16 protein-coding genes are annotated in these 17719 nt (G+C 61.0%); 7 read left to right on the top strand and 9 right to left on the bottom strand.

What is annotated here, in order from left to right:
• The 6 genes from Y694_RS23105 to Y694_RS02510 all read left to right on the top strand — a co-directional run.
• A partial coding sequence (locus tag Y694_RS23105; RefSeq protein ID WP_231497503.1) for a LuxR C-terminal-related transcriptional regulator occupies positions 1-939 on the top strand: 939 nt, incomplete at its 5' end.
• Between the two features lie 280 nt (positions 940-1219).
• A complete protein-coding gene (locus tag Y694_RS02525; protein ID WP_231497502.1) occupies positions 1220-2068 on the top strand; it encodes an AraC family transcriptional regulator in 849 nt (282 codons plus the stop codon).
• 189 nt (positions 2069-2257) lie between these two features.
• On the top strand, positions 2258-3772 hold the full coding sequence (locus Y694_RS02520) for an NAD(P)/FAD-dependent oxidoreductase (protein ID WP_231497501.1): 1515 nt from the start codon (positions 2258-2260) through the stop codon (positions 3770-3772).
• On the top strand, positions 3730-3912 hold the full coding sequence (locus Y694_RS25375; RefSeq protein ID WP_231497500.1) for a hypothetical protein: 183 nt from the start codon (positions 3730-3732) through the stop codon (positions 3910-3912). Before Y694_RS02520 ends, Y694_RS25375 begins: the two co-directional genes overlap by 43 nt.
• A 46-nt stretch (positions 3913-3958) precedes the next feature.
• Positions 3959-4729: an SDR family NAD(P)-dependent oxidoreductase gene (locus tag Y694_RS02515; RefSeq protein WP_036229538.1), complete on the top strand. Its 771-nt coding sequence runs from the start codon at positions 3959-3961 to the stop codon at positions 4727-4729.
• A gap of 23 nt (positions 4730-4752) precedes the next feature.
• Entirely contained in the window at positions 4753-5874 is a 1122-nt protein-coding gene (locus Y694_RS02510; RefSeq protein ID WP_081771364.1) for an alpha/beta fold hydrolase, read from the top strand.
• A 269-nt stretch (positions 5875-6143) separates the two neighbouring features.
• Here the strand turns inward: Y694_RS02510 and Y694_RS23100 are convergent, their stop codons facing one another.
• On the bottom strand, positions 6144-7427 hold the full coding sequence (locus tag Y694_RS23100; RefSeq protein ID WP_081771365.1) for an NAD(P)/FAD-dependent oxidoreductase: 1284 nt from the start codon (positions 7425-7427) through the stop codon (positions 6144-6146).
• 40 nt (positions 7428-7467) lie between these two features.
• Positions 7468-9315 (bottom strand): PQQ-binding-like beta-propeller repeat protein, encoded by a 1848-nt coding sequence (locus Y694_RS23095; protein ID WP_081771366.1) that lies wholly within the window; start codon positions 9313-9315, stop codon positions 7468-7470.
• 742 nt (positions 9316-10057) lie between these two features.
• Here Y694_RS23095 and Y694_RS02505 point away from each other — a divergent pair.
• The gene (locus Y694_RS02505) at positions 10058-12202 is read left to right on the top strand and encodes a PQQ-dependent dehydrogenase, methanol/ethanol family (protein WP_081782179.1); all 2145 of its coding nucleotides are present in this window, start codon (positions 10058-10060) and stop codon (positions 12200-12202) included.
• A gap of 232 nt (positions 12203-12434) precedes the next feature.
• Here the strand turns inward: Y694_RS02505 and Y694_RS25370 are convergent, their stop codons facing one another.
• The 7 genes from Y694_RS25370 to Y694_RS25355 all read right to left on the bottom strand — a co-directional run bounded on the left by Y694_RS25370 (position 12435) and on the right by Y694_RS25355 (position 17676).
• Complete coding sequence (locus tag Y694_RS25370) at positions 12435-12971, bottom strand: MFS transporter (protein WP_231497499.1); 537 nt, start codon at positions 12969-12971, stop codon at positions 12435-12437.
• A gap of 5 nt (positions 12972-12976) precedes the next feature.
• Positions 12977-13666: an MFS transporter gene (locus Y694_RS25365; RefSeq protein ID WP_231497498.1), complete on the bottom strand. Its 690-nt coding sequence runs from the start codon at positions 13664-13666 to the stop codon at positions 12977-12979.
• Between the two features lie 6 nt (positions 13667-13672).
• Entirely contained in the window at positions 13673-14020 is a 348-nt protein-coding gene (locus Y694_RS02495) for a DMT family protein (RefSeq protein ID WP_036229537.1), read from the bottom strand.
• Between the two features lie 83 nt (positions 14021-14103).
• Positions 14104-14781: a hypothetical protein gene (locus Y694_RS02490; protein WP_036229536.1), complete on the bottom strand. Its 678-nt coding sequence runs from the start codon at positions 14779-14781 to the stop codon at positions 14104-14106.
• A gap of 149 nt (positions 14782-14930) precedes the next feature.
• Positions 14931-16277, bottom strand: a complete 1347-nt coding sequence (locus Y694_RS02485) for a sigma-54 dependent transcriptional regulator (RefSeq protein WP_036229534.1) — start codon at positions 16275-16277, stop codon at positions 14931-14933.
• Positions 16262-16870: a sensor histidine kinase KdpD gene (locus Y694_RS25360; RefSeq protein ID WP_231497497.1), complete on the bottom strand. Its 609-nt coding sequence runs from the start codon at positions 16868-16870 to the stop codon at positions 16262-16264. The genes Y694_RS02485 and Y694_RS25360 overlap by 16 nt, the downstream gene beginning before the upstream one ends.
• The gene (locus tag Y694_RS25355) at positions 16867-17676 is read right to left on the bottom strand and encodes a hypothetical protein (RefSeq protein WP_231497496.1); all 810 of its coding nucleotides are present in this window, start codon (positions 17674-17676) and stop codon (positions 16867-16869) included. Before Y694_RS25355 ends, Y694_RS25360 begins: the two co-directional genes overlap by 4 nt.
• Positions 17677-17719: the final 43 nt, after the last annotated feature.

Genomic DNA, 17719 nt, shown 5'->3' with positions numbered 1-17719 from the left:
CTTCTCTACGAGATGAATCGCTTGGAAGAAGCGGGAGGCGCGCTCGAACACGGACTGACAACGCTCGTGGAACAGACGTCAGTTGACTCCATCATCATGGGGCACGTCGCTTTAGCAAGGTTGCAGAATGCGCAAGGTTCACATCTCGATGCATTAGAGACACTTTCTGAAGGCGAAGTCATTGGCAGGACGCATGGTCTGTCTCGCCTTGTCGTTGCTATGGCGGCCGAGCGGATCGATCTTCTATTGAAGCGCCGCGAGCTCGGTCAGGCGCAAGCGCAGTGGTTGGAGCTTCAAAGCTTTTCTGAGAGCGATCCAGCGGATGCTTTCAAGTACGCGATATCCGACAAAGCTCCCCGCCTCGAAAGTCGTATTGCTTTAATGAAGGGAAATAGCTCACTTGCCTGGGAGCTAACGGATCCCGCGTTACAGAGGGCCACTCGGACCGGCCAGAAGCGAAAACAGGTTGAACTTTTACTGGTGCGCGCTCTTGCGGCTCAGGCGGCGCAGGATTCTGAGAAAGCATCGGATGCTCTCCAGAAAGCCGTTGGGATCGCAATGTCAGAAGGCTATATCCGTGTCTTCGTTGATGAAGGAGAACCGATGCGCACGCTTCTGGTCTCCGCCTCCGGATCAACTGCCCGAAGCGACTCGCCTACAGGCGAGTACTTGCGTCAGATTCTCGCCGCTTTCGGCGTTCAGAAGAGTGATCCGAAGATATCCGCATTCGTTGCTGGAGCCGAGTCGCTTACGAGCCGAGAGCTAAAGATACTGCGTCGACTTCAGTCTGAGCTATCGAATCGTCAACTTGCGGATACGCTGTTCATAACGGAGGGAACATTGAAATGGCATTTGAAGAACATCTATGGGAAGTTAAATGTCACCAACCGTCTAACAGCGGTGGCCGCAGGACGCAAACTTGGCCTACTCGACAGTTGATTGCGACTCACTAGCTTTTCTGAGTTCAGATCTATGGTGTGCAAGTGGAGCGCCGACTTGACGCCTTATTGGCTGTAGCGTCTGCTCCTTGGAGCCAAAGCAGATGCGAACGCTTCTGGATTTGGCCACCTGAACGTCAACCGCCTGAAGTACTTGCCTGAGGCGTCCGGATTACATACCCATCAGCGCCTACTTCGTAGGTGCGATGCTTGCGCTCGTTCTACGTCGTGCGATGCAGTCATTTGCTCAACCGATTCGTTCCGAAGATCTACCACGCTGGGTGCCCGGCGAACTGCTTCAGACCAGTGATGGGCTCGGGTGGACAGACGTTACGCTTCGCGCCTACCGGTACAGCGGCCTTGACGTGCACGTGCCGCCGATGGCCGATTTCATGGTCGTCGCTTACCAGCAGGGTACAACACCTATGGAGCGCCGCTTCGGTGGGCGTTGGACTCGAACTGAATGTCGGCCGGGCGATATCTCCCTTCTGACCCGCTCGCAGCAATCGCATTGGCACTGGACCGAGCCCATCGACGTTACGCATATTTACCTGTCTGAAAGCGTCATCTCACGTGTGGCTGCTGACGTACTCCGAAAACCGATTGCTGAAGTTCGACTGCACGACTTGCTCCGCACCGAGGACACAGCGATCCGCGCAGTCGTCGAGGCTATGTCGCGCGAGGCCAGTGAGAGCGCGATTGGCGGCGCCGTCTACGTGGAAGCCCTGAGCACGCAGCTTGCCGTGCATTTGCTACGGCACTACGCGTCCGTTGATTTTATTGACCGCTCCGGCGATGGGCTGATGCCCGTGGCCTTGCGTCGCCGCGTCGAGGACTTCGTTGAGGCCAATCTCGACCAGCCTCTTTCGCTCGAAGCACTGGCGACCGTCGCGGGCATGGGTGTCTGGTCCTTCTGCAAGCGATTTCGAGCCTCCTTTCATACTTCGCCGCATTGCTACATCGTCGACCGCAGGCTCGAGCGCGCCCGAAGGCTGCTCATCCAAGGAACGATGCCACTGAAAGCCGTAGCCACTGAGTGTGGATTTGCCGATCAGGCACACCTGACGCGCTCGATGCGCGCCCGCACGGGCTCCACCCCGGCCGCCTTGCGCCGGGACCTGCCCCGCTGAACGGCTTGGGCCACTGACGGCCCGCCTCTCGCACACGTTCCTTCAAAGGTTGAACCGGATCGTTCAAGCCCGGAGGCGCTGCCGCCCCTATCGTGCTTGACATGGTCGCATTGACCATACCCCGGTGACGCAAGGACTCGAGAGCCCGCGCTCACCCATCCGACGAACGCACATATTGAGAAAGACGTGATGACCACCGTTCTGGAGCGAAGCGGCGCTGCGCCCATCAACACCTCCCCGACCCAACTCGACGCTATGGTCATCGGCGCCGGCGTCGCCGGCCTCTACCAGTTGCACCGCATGCGCGAGATGGGGCTGAAGGTTCGGGCCTACGACACGGCCTCAGGCGTCGGCGGCACCTGGTACTGGAACCGCTATCCCGGCGCTCGCTTCGACTCGCAAGCCGAGATCTATCAGTATTGGTTCTCCGAATCGCTGTACAAGACATGGAAGCCCAGCGAGCGCTTCCCCGCACAGGCCGAGACCGAGCAATGGCTCAACTTCGTAGCTGACAAACTGGATCTGAAGAAGGACATCCAGTTCAACACCCGCATCGTTTCAGCCCACTATCAAGAAGACAGCGGCCGGTGGCTGGTGACCACCGAGGCAGGCGAACGTATCGACACCCAGTACCTGCTGGCCTGCTGCGGCATGCTGTCGGCGCCCCTGGTTGATCGCTTTCCGGGGCAATCGAGCTTTCGAGGCCCCATCACTCACACGGGGCTGTGGCCCAAGGAAGGCATCGACCTGAAGGGTAAGCGCGTGGCCGTTGTCGGAACCGGTGCCACCGGTATCCAGGTCATCCAGACCATCGCCCGCGAGGTTGGATCGTTGAAGGTATTCACGCGCGTGCCGCAGTATGTCGTGCCGATGAAGAACCCGAAATACAGCAAGGCCGACTGGGAGCAATGGGGCAACCGCTTTCACGAGCTCAAGCAGCACGTTCGCACAACGTTCTCCGGCTTCAACTTCGACTTCGAGAACAAACCTTGGGTTGAGCTGACACCTGCTGAGCGCACGGACATCATGGAGAAGTACTGGAACGACGGTTCCCTGGCCATGTGGCTGGCCACCTTTCCCGAGATGTTCTTCGACGAAGCCGTGAACGCCGTCGTCTCCGAGTTCGTTCGCGGCAAGATGCGCGAGCGCCTGCGTCACGACCCCAGGCTCTGCCAGATTCTCATCCCCGGCCCCAAAGACTACGGCTTCGGAACCCATCGAGTGCCGTTGGAAAACGGCTATTTGGAGGTCTATCTGCAGGACAACGTCGAACCCATCGATTGCCGGAAGACAGCCATCGAACGCATCGTTCCCGAGGGCATCCAGACCTCGGACGGCACCGTGCACGAGGTGGACGTAATCATCCTGGCTGTCGGCTTCGATGCTGGCTCCGGAGCGCTCAGTCGCATCGACATTCGCGGCCGCGGCGGCCGGTCGCTCAAGGACCAATGGTCGCAGGAGATCCGCACTACTATGGGTCTTCAGGTGCATGGCTACCCCAACCTCTTCACCACCGGCGCGCCACTGGCACCTTCCGCAGCGTTGTGCAACATGACCACCTGCTTGCAGCAGCAGGTGGACTGGATCAGCGAATGCATCGCCTATGCGCGCCGCAACGGCAAGCACACCATCGAGGCTACCCAGCGCTGGAGGATCACTGGGTGCAGCACCACGACGAGACCGCCGCCGCCACGCTGGTGGTGAAGACCGACTCCTGGTACATGGGATCGAATGTCGAAGGCAAGCCACGTCGTCTGCTGTCCTACATCGGCGGCGCGGGCAACTACCACCGCCAGTGCGATGAGCTAGCCGCGAAAGGCTATCCCGGCTTCTCGATGACCTAGGAGCAGCACGCCCAAACGAGAACCGTCCATCATTTGGAGACGCGACATGAAGCGACTCACAGGCAAGGTGGCCGTCATCACTGGCGGCGCGAACGGGCTGGGCGAGGCCATCGCGCTGCGGCTGGGTGAGGAAGGCGCTGCGGTGGCGCTGCTGGACAGAGACAAGAAGCAAGGCCGTCAGGTGGCCAATCAGCTAAGGGAGTACGGCCTTCGCGCCCTGTTCATTCCGGCTGACGTCACCCGCGAGTATCAGGTTCAGGCAGCGCTCGACGAGGCAGCCGCCAATCTCGGTGGTCTACACATTCTGGTCAACAACGCCGGCATCGAAGGTATCAACAAGCCCACGCACGAGCTGCCTCTTCAGGAATGGGAGCGCGTGATGGCGGTCAATGCCACAGGCGTCTTTCTCTGCACCAAGCACGCGATCGCTCACCTCCGGGCCGCGGGTGGCGGCTCCATCATCAACATATCCTCGATCTACGGCATCGTGGGCGGTGGCGACGTCCCGCCTTACCACGCCGCCAAGGGTGCCGTGCGCACCATGTCGAAGAATGATGCTTTGACCTATGCCTCCGACCGTATTCGCGTGAACTCGGTCCATCCCGGATTCATCTTTACGGCGATGGTCAAGCGCTATGCGAACGATGCGGGACTGACGGAGGCGGATGCGCGCAAGCTGCTTGATGGCATGCACCCACTGGGCGGCACGGGCACACCCGATGACGTTGCCTGGGGAGTGGTCTATCTGGCGTCCGACCAGGCCCGCTGGGTCACGGGCTCAGAACTTGTGATCGACGGCGGCTACACCGCGCGCTGAAACCTGCAACAAGGAGGTACACGATGATCCCGAACAGCTACTACAGCCAGGAAGGGCACGGCCCCTTCGAACTGATCGATATCGGTGCGCTGGAACTAGAAGAAGGCGGTACGCTGCTCGACTGCCAGCTGGCTGTCGCCACGCATGGCATGCTGAATGCCGCCAAAGACAACGCCGTCCTGGTGCCGACCTGGTACTCGGGCACCAGCAAGATCATGGAGCAGACCTACATCGGCTCGGGCCGCGCGCTGGACCCGGCAAAGTACTTCATCATCATCGTTAACCAGATTGGCAACGGACTCTCGACCTCACCGCACAATGCCCGAGGCGACTTGGCGGGAGCAAGTTTCCCGAAGGTGCGAATCGGCGACGACGTGCGCGCTCAGCACCGCCTCATCACTGAGAAGTACGGTCTGCACGAACTTGCGCTGGTAGTGGGCGGCTCCATGGGCGCGCAGCAGACCTACGAGTGGGCAGTACGCTACCCGGACATGGTGCGCCGCGCGGCACCCATCGCTGGCACCGCGAAGAACACCGAGCATGACTTCCTCTTCGCAGAAGTCCTCATTGATGCCATTACCTCAGATCCCGGCTTCCAGGGTGGCCGCTACACCTCACCAGCCGATGTGGCCGCCGGCTTGAAGCGCCACGCCAAGATCTGGACCGTGATGGGATGGAGTACCGAGTTCTTTAGCCAGAACCGGCACAAAGCACTGGGCTTCGATTCCATGCAGACGTTCGTGGACAGCTTCATGACGGGCTACTTTGCGCCGATGGACCCCAACGCGCTGCTCGCGATGGCCTGGAAATGGCAGCGCGGCGACGTCAGCCGTCACACGAACGGCAACCTGGCGGCAGCGTTGGGCCGCATCCGCGCTAAGACCTTCGTGATGCCGATCAGTCATGACATGTTCTTCCCACCGGCTGACTGCTTGGTTGAGCAGCGACTCATCCCCAACAGCGAGTTTCGCCCGCTAACAAGCATTGACGGTCACTTGGGGTTGTTCGGGACTGATGCCAACTTCCTCACGCAGGTCAATGCCAATCTGAATGAGCTGCTGGCCATCAGGCTTGACCACCGATCCACTGAGCAGTCCACGACAGAACGGGACAGCCTACAGCATGGCGCCCGGCCACACCGGTAGCGTCGACATGGCGTGGCAAAGTTGGGCACAGCCGATAGCGGGAAGGTGCAGCTCGAGAGAGCGCACCCCGTAGGCAGCCACGGCCTGCGGGAACAGGCGGTAGATAGAGCGCTGCTCCTAGCGAGCGTCGACGATGCCGCCATACCAGCGGGAGCAAGAGCTCCAATGAGAGCTCACCATCCAATTGATGTACGTCGCGTGATCAAAACTCGCACGACTAGATCGCCACGGAACTCTGGAGGTTGACCTCGCAGAGCCCAACGCAGCTTCTAACTGACAACGATCGCCTGTGCGTCGACCTTCTTAATCGACAGACTTGGCATATGTGTCGCAAGTGATGCCTGCATTATTCTCGGCAGAGAGTTACATTTTCCAAAAACATCTCGAACTGCCAAGTGCTCCGCAGATCTATTGATCGACTCAACACACGACAACGCTCCATCATTAAATCTGAAAATAGAGAAAGCGCCAGATTCAGGATCTCCGCTAATCCACCGCTCATCATTGACACTACCGATACCGACGATCTGAACCGACATGCCGAACTGGCGTGTCCAGAAATATGGAACGCTTTTATAAGCCGCGTCTACCCGCCCAACCAGCCGACCTGCAACGTACTTAGCCTGATCAACCGCGTTCTGAACGGATTCCAGTCGCACGCGCCGACGCGCATGAGCACTTGGAAAGCTGGCGCAGTCACCAATAGCGCTAATGCTTGCGTCGGAAGTCAGAAGAGATTCATCGACAGCGATTCCATTATCGACTGTCAGCGCTGATTCGTCCGCAAGCGCAACGTTTGGTGATACGCCGACTCCAACTAGAACAATGCGAGCGGGCAAGCGCGTTCCATCATCAAGCTCGACAGCCGAAATGTGACCAGATTGACCATGAAACGCTACGGCGTAACGTCCTGCCATGATCGACACGCCATTGGCCGCTTGCTCTCTGGCAACAGCCCCTGAAACCTCCTCGGAGACAACGCGAGACATCACTCGGTCCGCGGCCTCGACAACGGTGACTCGCTGGCCCGCCTTGGCAGCAACCGAGGCGACCTCCATCCCGATAAATCCGCCGCCGATGACAACCAAGTCACCAGGGGTTTGGAACAAGCCGCGAAGCATGTCGGCATGCTCAATCCTATGCAAGCTAACTACACCTGCCAATCCAATCCCAGGGACTTGAAGTGAGCGCGGCGTGGCCCCCGTGGCGATAACCAAATGGTCGTACCTTACTCGGTCACCCGAATCTAGCGAAACCGTGTTTGACGAACGGTCAATGGAGATCGCCTTGCTTCCAATCCGTAAACCCACATCCTGCTTCTCAAAGTAATGCTCGGATTGCAATCCAAGCGCCGCTGCAACGACCGAACCTTCGAGATACGCCTTCGACAACGGCGGCCGGCGATAAGGCAAGTGAAACTCATCACCAATCAGCGCGATATTTCCGTCGTACCCAAAGTCTCGCAATGACACAGCGACCTGAAAGCCAGCCTGCCCGGCACCAAGAACAACAATGCTCCTCGAGCTTTCCTTCTTTACGTTGACAGACATCATCAATTTTCTTCTCCGCTAGATTTAATTTGCTCAAGTACTACTAGAGCCCTTGTATATATCTAGCGACATCTACAACAGATTGCTCATCCAGCGGACTTGGATAAAGCTTGGGCATCTTTTCAGATGGGCTCTTGATCCACTCAACGGTCTTGTTGAGATCCAGTCGCTTACTGATGCCTCTCAACGTGGGCCCGACACCCCCTTCGCCTTTAGCTCCATGACAGCCGGAGCAGATCGAAGCATATGTGCCGGCGCCTGAGGCGACGACGGTTCCACTTGCCATCGAAGTGCCTACTGGCGTTTGAGTCGTAGTAGCCACGTCTGCGCTTTTGAGCGCGTAGATCACCAGCGATGGACTGCCTGAGCTGCCTGACTCGTTAAAGAGGCGCGACACGTTGCCCGATGCAAATGCCACGTACTGCTTCCCGCCGCGAAGATATGTGATCACTCCGCCCGCCAGTGCCCCACCCGTCTGCACCTTGAAAAGCTCTTTCCCAGTTGCGCCTTCCAATGCGAAGAAGTTGCCCGCCATGTCCCCGGAGAAGATCACCCCACCAGCGGTAGGCGTGACACCCGCAACCTGCGGCGCAGGAGTTTTATAGCTCCAACGTACCTCTCCGGTATCGACATCGAGCGCGACAACAGCGCCTCGGCCTTTCCCCTGGAACTCCCAATGCCCTCCCAGATTAAAGGTACCCGGTTTGTACGCGAAGTTCTCTTCGCGCTTTAGCACCGCGCACCAATCGACCGTACCAGCGACGATTGTCTTGTTGACTTTGTCGAGCGCCGGCCCATTCCATTCGACGCCACCAAGCGGACCGGGACACACCAGCACGCCCGCCGGCGTAGGCAGAACTCCCTCATTCTTGATGGTCGTGATCGGCGTACGGAACACCTTCTTGTGTGTTTCACGATCGATACCGTAGACGTACCCATCCTTGCTCCCAAGGCCGACCATACCGTCGCCTTTACTATTAAAGTAAAGCATCGGCGCCGCCCCCAAGTCGAGGTCGTGTCCGTCGTTCGAGACAAGCTGGTAGTACCACTTCAATGCACCGGTACGCGCATCAAGCACAACCATGCTGTTAGCAAACAGATTCAACCCAGGACGATGAGCCGGGATGAAATCTGGCGCCGGATTCCCAACAGGAACAAAAACCTCACCGGACGCCATGTCGAGCGTGTAAGAGGTCCAGGTCCCACCGCCACCATAGCGCGCGGTCCCAACGTTCTTCCAAGTCTCCGCCCCTGTCTCTTTGCCTCGGGGGATCGTATTGAAGCGCCAGACCTCGCGCCCAGTTTCAGCATCGAACGCCATCACTCGACCACGAGTACCCCAGTCGCCGCCCGCAGCGCCAATGATCAGCAGCCCCTGGAACACCTGCGGCGCAGCGCTGAAGAACTCTCCCAGCTGCGGATCGCCGACCTGGTGCTGCCAGACCGTCTTACCTGATAGTGCGTCGATTGCGAGCAGACGTGCATCCGGCGTGCCACGGAAGATCTTGCCGTTGGAGTAGGCAACCCCGCGGTTCACACTCCAAACCACCTCTTGCTCAGGGGTGTAGCTGTGACGCCAGCGCACGGAGCAGTTCGTCGCGTCGATAGCAAACGTGTCAAGCGCGGTCGTGAGGTAGATCAGCCCTCCAATCTGGACCAAACCAGATTGAAACGTCCCCGCATCTGCAACCTTAATGCGGCAAACCTCCCCCAACTGCGCCGCGTTCTTGACGTTGATCTGATCCGCCGCAGCAAAACGCTGACCATCCGCCGTGAGGTTGTAGCTCGGCCATTGAGTATCAGCCCCTGAATTCGACTCAGCCGATTCAGCGCCGGAACACAAAACACTTAGAACCAGCCAAGTCGCCCCAACCGACCAGAACTTGCGCATTGCGCATCTCCGTAGTTATTTTGCAATTAAATATAAATACAATCAATCTTGACTTGTATTCATGCGCCACGGCTCCATCAAGCGAATAATTACAATTGATGAAAGCGCTCTTGCCACCCAAAGCTAGCCATCGAATGGGCTCGATTGATCTTGCGCATCAATCCACTGAGCTACGGGATATGGCGATTATTTAGCGTCGCGCATTAGAAGCCCCGCCCCAACTGGGCGCGAGCCTTAGAGATGGGACATAGCCCCTCAAAGAGCTTCAGCAGGCATCGACTTTCCAGCAGTAATCTAAGGCATCGAGCGCGCAGTTCACCCCTCCTGGAGAGAGGTATTAGGGAGGGCAAGCCCTCTTCCGCGCCGGGTTATCAGTCCTTATTCAATCATTGAGATTCATGGCGAATCCTTCTTGGCCGATCGAGAACAATTCCTTGATGGGTGGCGCCTTCGATAGCCATCACCTGGAGATCGACTCGGTTTCTATGGCTACCTCATTTGCCCTACCTGCTTCACGCGGCACGCCGGCAAGGCCTTTCACAACCACGACTCGTTTGCCGACGAATCAACGGAACAGCTGCGCGAATCTTGTTCTAGTAGATTCGCTGCCGCTCGATCGCGTAGGAATTCCTCATAGGTTCTCGTCCATGGCGCGTTCGCCCCCTCGATCCCCCCCTCTAGAGAGGGGAAGCTCCAATGCTCAGTCCCCACAATCGTCGATCACATCGAGACTGGAGGAGACATGCAGAGACGAATCACGGGCGCGCTCGCGTGTGCGCTGCTGGTCGCGGCCCGCTTGACTGCGGCGGAAACGGTGGTGGACGACGCGGCCCTAGCCGATACCCGAAACGGCGCCAACTGGCTCTCCTACGGCCGCGACTACAGCGAGAACCGCTTCAGCCCGCTAGACCAGATCAACACCAAGAACGTCTCTAGGCTCAATCTCGCATGGCAGTTGCCACTGCCCAATGACCGAGCACTTCTCGGCACGCCACTTGTCGTCGATGGCGTTTTGTACTTTGCCGGTTCGTACAGCGTGACAAGAGCTGTCGATGCCAAGACCGGCAAAGTTCTCTGGGAGTATGACCCCAAGACCATCGAGCACGCCGGCAAGCGCCTGCGCCTCTTCTGGGGTGGCACGCGCGGCGTCGGGTTTTGGAAGGGCACGCTGATCATCGCCACCAATGACGGCCGCCTGATCGGCCTCAACGCGAAGGACGGAGCGGAGAAGTGGAGCGTCCAGACCACCGACGTCGATAAGCCGATGTACGTCAGCGGATATCCCAAGATCTTCCGCGGTAAGGTACTGATCGGCAATGGCGGCACCGAGAATGGTGCGGCGCGCGGCTACATCACTGCCTATGACGCCGAGACCGGCAAGCAGGCCTGGCGCTTCTACATCGTTCCCGGCAATCCGGCCGACGGCTTCGAGGACGCAACCCAGGAGATGGCCGCCAAGACCTGGACCGGCGAATGGTGGAAGCACGGCGGCGGCGGCAACACCTGGAACGGGTTCACTTATGACGCCGAGTTCAACCAGATCATCATCGGAACCGGCAACGGGTCACCGTGGAACCGCAAGATCCGCAGCCCTGACGGCGGTGACAACTTGTTCCTCTGCTCACTAGTGGCACTCGATCCCGACACCGGCAAGTACAAGTGGCACTATCAGACCGTTCCGGGTGAGACTTGGGACTACAACTCCAGCATGGACATCGTGCTTGCAGACCTGAAGATCAAGGGTCAGATGGTCAAAGCGCTGGTGCATGCGCCCAAGAACGGATTTTTCTATGTACTGGATCGCAGCAACGGGAAGCTGATCTCCGCCGAGAAGATTGCCAAGGTCACCTGGGCCTCGGGAATCGACATGAAGACTGGGCGGCCTATCGAGATCCCCGGCGCGCGTTACGAAGGCGCCCCTGCGCTGATTTATCCAAGCCCCTTTGGCGCGCACAGTTGGCACGCGATGTCATACAGCCCGCGCACTGGCTTAGCCTATCTCCCGAAGGTGGAACTTCCGGCCCTGTTCAATGACGGCTCCATCAAGAAGGACTGGAAGTCACCGAACCTCAACTTCGACCCGGCGGTGGACATTGGCCTGGGCGGAGACATCCCCAAAGGCACCGGCGTGAGTTCGCTGTTGGCCTGGGATCCGATCAAGCAGAAGAAGGTGTGGGAAGTACAAGCGGACGGCTTCTGGAACCCAGGCACGATGGTCACCGCAGGAGATCTGGTCTTCCAGGGCCGCGCTAACGGCAACCTGTACGCCTACGATGCCAAGACCGGTAAGGCGCTCTGGCACATGTTCCTTGGCTCGGGCATATCGGCTCCGCCCATCACCTATTCGGTCGACGGCAAGCAGTACGTGTCGATCCTAGTCGGCTTCGGTGGTGCAGGCGTCTCTCTTGCAGGCGGATCCGCGGTCGCCAACTACGGCTGGGCCTACCGCGCACAGACGCGACGGCTGTTCACCTTCGCGCTTGATGGCAAGGCCACGATGCCAATGTTCGAGCCGCCGTTCTTCCCCAAACCCATCGCGCCTGCTGAGTTCAAGGTCGATGAGACCAAGGTGGAGCAAGGCCGAGCGCTCTTTGTTTCGAACTGCGTGTGGTGCCACGGGTCAGGCGCGGTCTCGGGCGGCGCGGCGCCCGACTTGCGCGCCTCACCGATACCTCTCAACCTAGATTCGTTGAAGGCGGTGGTCAAAGAGGGTCGGTTGCGCCCTCGGGGAATGCCCGATTTTCCTGAGTTCACCGACGATCAGCTCGAACTGCTCCAGCACTTTATCCGTAGCCAAGCAGCGAAGGGTGCACAAGAAGCCAACGCTCAGCCTGCCACCGACAAGGCCGGTGCGAAGTCGACGTCCAAGGTAAAGAAGTCGTCATAGCTCAGCTCCGCCAAGGGTTGAGCCGGCCCCGTAGCGCTTGCGATACGGCTCTGCCCTCGGCTGCAAGCCGAGGGCTCCGGGCCTAGCGCGGAAAGCAGCATGCTTGCCAGCTCGGACGGTACCCGCGAGACGCAGCTACTCTATTCGCCGAGGAGATTCGCACTGTCAGGCATCTGTCCATTGATGAACTCTGCCGGGTAACGTTGAATCCTCCCAGGAATCGAGGCCTTGACTACTTCCGCCGTCGCGGATGCTCTGCGCCTTTTGCAAGCAGCAGCATCACCAATGCAAGTGCCGAGACAAGGCTGAGCGCCACGAAAGCTGGGCCATAGCCATGGCGGTGCGCGATCCATCCGGCCAGCGCAGGACTGAGTGCCGCCCCAATCCCCTGAACGGTCATCACCGCTCCCAGGCCCGCGTTGACGTGCCCGCTCCCGCGCAGAATCGACGCGACCAATCCCGGGAGAGCTACGCCGAGCAAGCCCGCCGCGATCCCGTCCAAGATCTGCACGGGCAGCAGGGCCCAGGGCGTTGCCCAGAAGGCAGCGATCAGTCCGCGCAGCGGCAGTGCCATCGACGCTGCGGTGAGGAGAGTCCAGTAGCCGTGGCGCGCCGCATACCGACCGGCCAGGAGCGCCACGGGAATCATGACGAGTTGCGAAACGATGACCGTGAGGGCAGTGAACGCACCAGGATCGGCTTCTCCGCGCGAGACGACGGCCTGACCGAACAAGGGCAGCATCGCGGCATTTCCGAGATGGAACAGCATCATCGTTACGGCCAGCACGCGCAGGCTGCGTGACTTCGAGGCAACCTGCCATGCGAAGGGATCCGATCGGAACCCTTGACCGCCTGGGCGCTATCGGCGTCGAGGCCTCGAGCGACGTTGTGGTCGATGTGTTGGGGTTGGATTTTGCTCAGACACAGCAGCGACGCGGTCGCCATCAAGGTCATGAGCACGAAGACCGCCGGCAAGCCCCATCGGTAGCTGGCGAATCCTGCAAGGGCTGCCGCGGCGACGTTGCCGGCGTGGTTCCAGGCCTCGTTAAGGCCCAGCTGCCGCGGCAGATCCTTCGGCCCGACCAAACCCAACGTAAGTCCCATCAGCGCAGGACCGAACAACGCGCCGACGACGGCAGTGACCACCTGCGTTGTGGTAACCACGATGCCGCTGGGTGCCGCCCAAAGCGCCAGGTTACTGACGATCAGCGCGATCGTGCCGCCGGCCAGCAGCCCTCGTTTGCGACGCGATGCGTCTACCCATGCGCCCAGGGGCGTGGTGACCAACATGCCTGCGAAGCCGGCTGCGCCGAGTACATAGCCGATGTCGTCGGCACGCCAACCTAGGCCCATCAGGAAGACCCCGAGAAACGGCCCCAGCCCATCCCGCACGTCTGCCAAGAAGAAGTTCAGGCCGCCCAGCCAGCGCTGCGAGTCTTCGGGCTTGCTTGATGTCGGCATCATCGCTCGCTAGTGCAATGGGCCTTTGAAGATGAAGAACGCACCCAGCCCAATGAAGGCAAACCCCAGAAGATGATTCAGTGTCAACCGCTCGCCCAAATACCACACCGAGAAGGCCGCGAACACCGTCAGCGTGATGACTTCCTGCATCGTCTTGAGCTCTGCGGCGCTGTACACCGCGTGGCCGATGCGGTTGGCTGGTACCGCAAAGCAGTACTCGGCAAACGCGATCAGCCAGCTCACACTGATCACCAGGTACAGCGGCTGGTCGCCAAACTTGAGGTGCCCATACCAGGCAAACGTCATGAAGACGTTCGAGATCAGCAAAAGGACGACAGGGAGGATCTTTGGGGACATTGGGGACCCTTGAGGTGTCCGAACGAGCTGTGCGGTTCCGGCGCGAGCGGCCGCTTCGCGCCGGAACTGGCCTTGGAAGCGCCTTAGGGCGCGCGTTCGTACAGAGACTGCAAGGCAGACAGGCTGGTGCCCATGCTCACGGCCTCGAGCGAGGTGCCGATCGCATTGCGCGTGCCCAGACCGGAAGCCGCGAACGGCGCCCCCGGCTGGACCGACAACCGCAAGGTCTCGGGCGGGAAGCGCACGATGCTGCCGTCGGCAAGGATGACGCCGTTGGCTTCGCCGCGCGGCCCCGTCAGCACGGCCTCGACACGGCTTTCGACCTTCTGGGGCTGCAGCTGTTGCGCGCGCAGATGCATCGGCAACGGGCGGCCTTCGGTCAGCGTCGGCGGCTGGTCGTACACGGTCTGTCCGGTGGCCGTATTGACGACGGCATCCGCCTTGGCGGCGCCGCGGCCTTGCATACGGCCAATGATGCGCACGGTGTCGCCCGGCTTGACCGCTGCGGTCAGTGCCCCGGACATGTGCGGAGGGAAACTGACGAGCGTGCCGTCAGCAAGCCGCAGTCCGTCGACCTCACCGTAGGGGTTGATCAGCAGCCTCTGAACCCGCCCTTCGGCTATGGCCTGAGCGGCCAGGCCAAGCCCGGGCGATTGCATTGGCGGCGGCGGCTCCGCACCTGGCCGAGGCGGTACGGCTTGCGCCGTCGCGGCGCTCAGCCCTGCGGCGATGGCGAGGATAGAAAGAACTCGTCTGGACATCTGAGACTCCTGGGGTGACGTGAAACACGCCTCCTCAGCGCGCACGGCTTGTGCCACCAGGAAATCTCAAGGAAATCAACAGCTTATTGGGTCAACGGCGAGCGAAGTGTCCGCATCATTGACAGTGCCTGTCACAGGATCGGACAGCCTCACTCGATGCCGTGTTCGGTGAGCTTGCGATAGAGCTGCTGGCGAGATAGCCCGAGACGTCGGGCTGCTTCGGCGCGGTTGCCGGCGGTCTCCGCCAATGCATGTCGGATCATCTGGCGCTCAACCTGGGCGATGGCGGGCGCCAAGCTGCCGTTCCAGTCGATCTCGAGTTCTGGGGAAGCCACACCGGCCGTCAGCAGCCCCAGGTGCTCGGGCTCGATCGCCGAGCCGTGGCACAGGAGCGCGGCGCGTTCCATGGCGTTGCGAAGTTCTCGTACGTTGCCGGGCCAAGGGTGCGCCAGGAGGCGCTGCGCCGCCGCCGCAGTCAAGCGCTTGGGCGCGCCCTTGCCTGCCCGTCGCAGGAAATGCTCGGCCAGCAGGAGGACGTCGCCTACGCGCTCGCGCAGCGGTGGCAACTGGAGGGGCACCACCTGCAGCCGGTACCAGAGGTCCTCGCGGAACCGACCTTCGCTCACAGCCGTGGGCAGGTTTCGATGTGTTGCAGCCAGGATGCGCACGTCCACACGCGACACGCGCGTGCCGCCGACAGGCGTGATCTCGCGCTCTTGCAGAACGCGCAGGATCTTGGCCTGCGTCGGCAGCGGCATGTCACCGATCTCGTCGAGGAACAGCGTGCCACCGTCGGCTTCCCGAAAGCGCCCGACCCGGTCGCTGGTGGCGCCCGTGAAGGCGCCCTTCACGTGCCCGAACAGTTCGCTCTCCATCAGGTCCGAAGGAATGGCCGCGCAGTTCACCGCGACGAACGGCCGTCCGGCACGGGTGCTGTTGCCGTGCAGCGCCCGGGCGACCAGCTCCTTCCCAGTACCCGTCTCCCCGAGGATCAGCACCGTGGCATCGCTGCCGGCGATCATGCCGATCCGCTTGAAGACTTCGCGCATGGCTTCGCTGCTGCTGACCAGTTCAGTCTCTTCTGCCGACGAAGCATCCGTTGCAGACGGCACCGCTGTCGCATCGGCGGCGCGTGCGTCGCTGCTCTGCAGCGCCCGTTCCAAGGTCTGCATGAGCGCTGCCCGGGCTACCGGCTTGGTGAGATGGTCGAAGGCCCCCAGACGCATCGCCTCGATCGTGTTGGCGCCACTCGCATAGGCGGTGAGCATGATGCAGGGGACGGGCGCGAGGCGTGCCGCCTTGCGCAGGAACGTCAGGCCATCGTCTCCGGGCATGCGCAGGTCCACGATCGCGACGTCGACGGCTTCGGTGCGAAGCCGATGCAGCCCCGCGTCGACGGTGCCCGCCTGGAGGGCCGTATGGCCGAGGTCGAGCACCGTCTCGGAGAGGCTGTCTCGAAACGCCGCATCGTCGTCAACGATCAGGATGTGGGCCATGGGAACTCCATCTCGATGCGCGCGCCCTGCGCCGTCTCGGCAAGAGTCACCCGGCCACCGTGGGCCTGCACGATCTCCCGCACCAGTGCAAGACCCAGGCCCGACCCGCCGCTGCGGCCAGTGGCGAAGGGTTCGAACAGCGTATCGCGCAACTCGACGGGCACGCCGGCGCCATCGTCAGCCACCCACAGCAACAGCCGGCCCGGGCTCGCGCGCCGCGCCCCCAACTCGATCGACCCGCCTTCCCTTGTGTGAGCCAGTGCGTTCAGCAGCAGGTTGTCGAACGCCCTGGCCAGTTGGGTCGGGTCGAACCACGCCGAACTCGAGGCAGCCTCGGTGAGATCGGAATCCACCGACCGCGCGAGCCGCACACCGGCACGCTGAGCCGCAATCGCGTGGACTTGGATCTGCTCGTCCAGGAACGCGACCAAATCGACGGACTGGCGGTCCACCCGCAGAGGCTGCGTCAGGGCCAACAAACTGGAGACCAGCGACTCCAGTCGCTGTGTCTGCGACAGCACCGACTCCATGGCGCCCGCGATACGCGCTTCCCGGACGTCAGCGCCAGCGGCCATCGCGTTCTCCACTTTCATGCGCATCGTTCCAAGTGGGTTGCGAATCTCGTGAGCAAGGCCGGCGACATGCGTCCGAGTGCCGCCAGCCGTTCGGCCTGCGCCAACTGCGCTTGCAGTTGTGCGGACTGCTGTCGCCAGCGCGCGAGCATGCGGCCCAAACAGACACCGGAAAGCACGACCATGCACAGCAGCAGGCTCAGAGTGAGTATCAGCGGGTTGACCACGTCCGCACTGATCAGTGTCACCCGCGTCAGAGTCCAAGCCGCCAGGACGTGCGGCGGTGAATCGATCGGACAGGCCGAGAAGACCACGGCCTCGCGCAGTCCGGGACGAATGTCAGTCACCAGACCGTTCGTCTGCAGAGCGCGCTGCGCTGTGGCGACGATGCGTTCGAGCTCAGCGCTGGGAGGATCGCGCTTGATGCCGGTTCCGTCGTAGGTGGGGAAGGCATACGCCACAACGCCTGCATCGGTCTGCCAGAAGCCACCTTCCATGCCCGGGCGGTCACGCAGCACGAGATCAAGGATTGCCTGTGCGCCAGGCAGCTTCTGCGAACTGGGGCTCACCGAGGAATCTCCCGGTGCCCCCATGTGAAGTCGTGCTGCGCCGGCGCGCAGCGCCTCGCAACTCACCGAGGCTTGTCCACGCGCGCGCGCGAGTTGAGGCCCGGCACTCTGCTGGACGAGAAGGATGAGCAGCGCAACGAGCACCATTGCCACGGCTGCAATGGAGAGCCAGAGGACCAGCAGATCCTTGCGGATGGAATCCTGCAATGTCAGGGTGGTTCTCCGGGTGCAGTTGGCAGAGACGAAGCGCCTCAGCATACGACGGCGATGCTACGGGTTGGCGAGCGGACGCATCCCGGCC

Origin of the sequence: Methylibium sp. T29-B (genome assembly GCF_000576225.1) — a bacterium.
In the GTDB taxonomy this organism is placed as follows: domain Bacteria; phylum Pseudomonadota; class Gammaproteobacteria; order Burkholderiales; family Burkholderiaceae_C; genus Methylibium; species Methylibium petroleiphilum.
Note: the sequence above shows the minus strand (reverse complement) of the source record. Positions and strands in the feature narration are given on the sequence as shown.

Bases quoted from the DNA above. Each gene is read 5' to 3' on its own strand.
- Y694_RS02520 (WP_231497501.1), top strand. From the start codon at position 2,258: ATGACCACCGTTCTGGAGCGAAGCGGCGCTGCGCCCATCAACACCTCC.
- Y694_RS02515 (WP_036229538.1), top strand. From the start codon at position 3,959: ATGAAGCGACTCACAGGCAAGGTGGCCGTCATCACTGGCGGCGCGAAC.
- Y694_RS02510 (WP_081771364.1), top strand. From the start codon at position 4,753: ATGATCCCGAACAGCTACTACAGCCAGGAAGGGCACGGCCCCTTCGAA.
- Y694_RS23100 (WP_081771365.1), bottom strand. From the start codon at position 7,427: ATGATGTCTGTCAACGTAAAGAAGGAAAGCTCGAGGAGCATTGTTGTT.
- Y694_RS23095 (WP_081771366.1), bottom strand. From the start codon at position 9,315: ATGCGCAAGTTCTGGTCGGTTGGGGCGACTTGGCTGGTTCTAAGTGTT.
- Y694_RS02505 (WP_081782179.1), top strand. From the start codon at position 10,058: ATGCAGAGACGAATCACGGGCGCGCTCGCGTGTGCGCTGCTGGTCGCG.
- Y694_RS25370 (WP_231497499.1), bottom strand. From the start codon at position 12,971: ATGCTGTTCCATCTCGGAAATGCCGCGATGCTGCCCTTGTTCGGTCAG.
- Y694_RS25365 (WP_231497498.1), bottom strand. From the start codon at position 13,666: ATGATGCCGACATCAAGCAAGCCCGAAGACTCGCAGCGCTGGCTGGGC.
- Y694_RS02495 (WP_036229537.1), bottom strand. From the start codon at position 14,020: ATGTCCCCAAAGATCCTCCCTGTCGTCCTTTTGCTGATCTCGAACGTC.
- Y694_RS02490 (WP_036229536.1), bottom strand. From the start codon at position 14,781: ATGTCCAGACGAGTTCTTTCTATCCTCGCCATCGCCGCAGGGCTGAGC.
- Y694_RS02485 (WP_036229534.1), bottom strand. From the start codon at position 16,277: ATGGCCCACATCCTGATCGTTGACGACGATGCGGCGTTTCGAGACAGC.
- Y694_RS25360 (WP_231497497.1), bottom strand. From the start codon at position 16,870: ATGAAAGTGGAGAACGCGATGGCCGCTGGCGCTGACGTCCGGGAAGCG.
- Y694_RS25355 (WP_231497496.1), bottom strand. From the start codon at position 17,676: ATGCTGAGGCGCTTCGTCTCTGCCAACTGCACCCGGAGAACCACCCTG.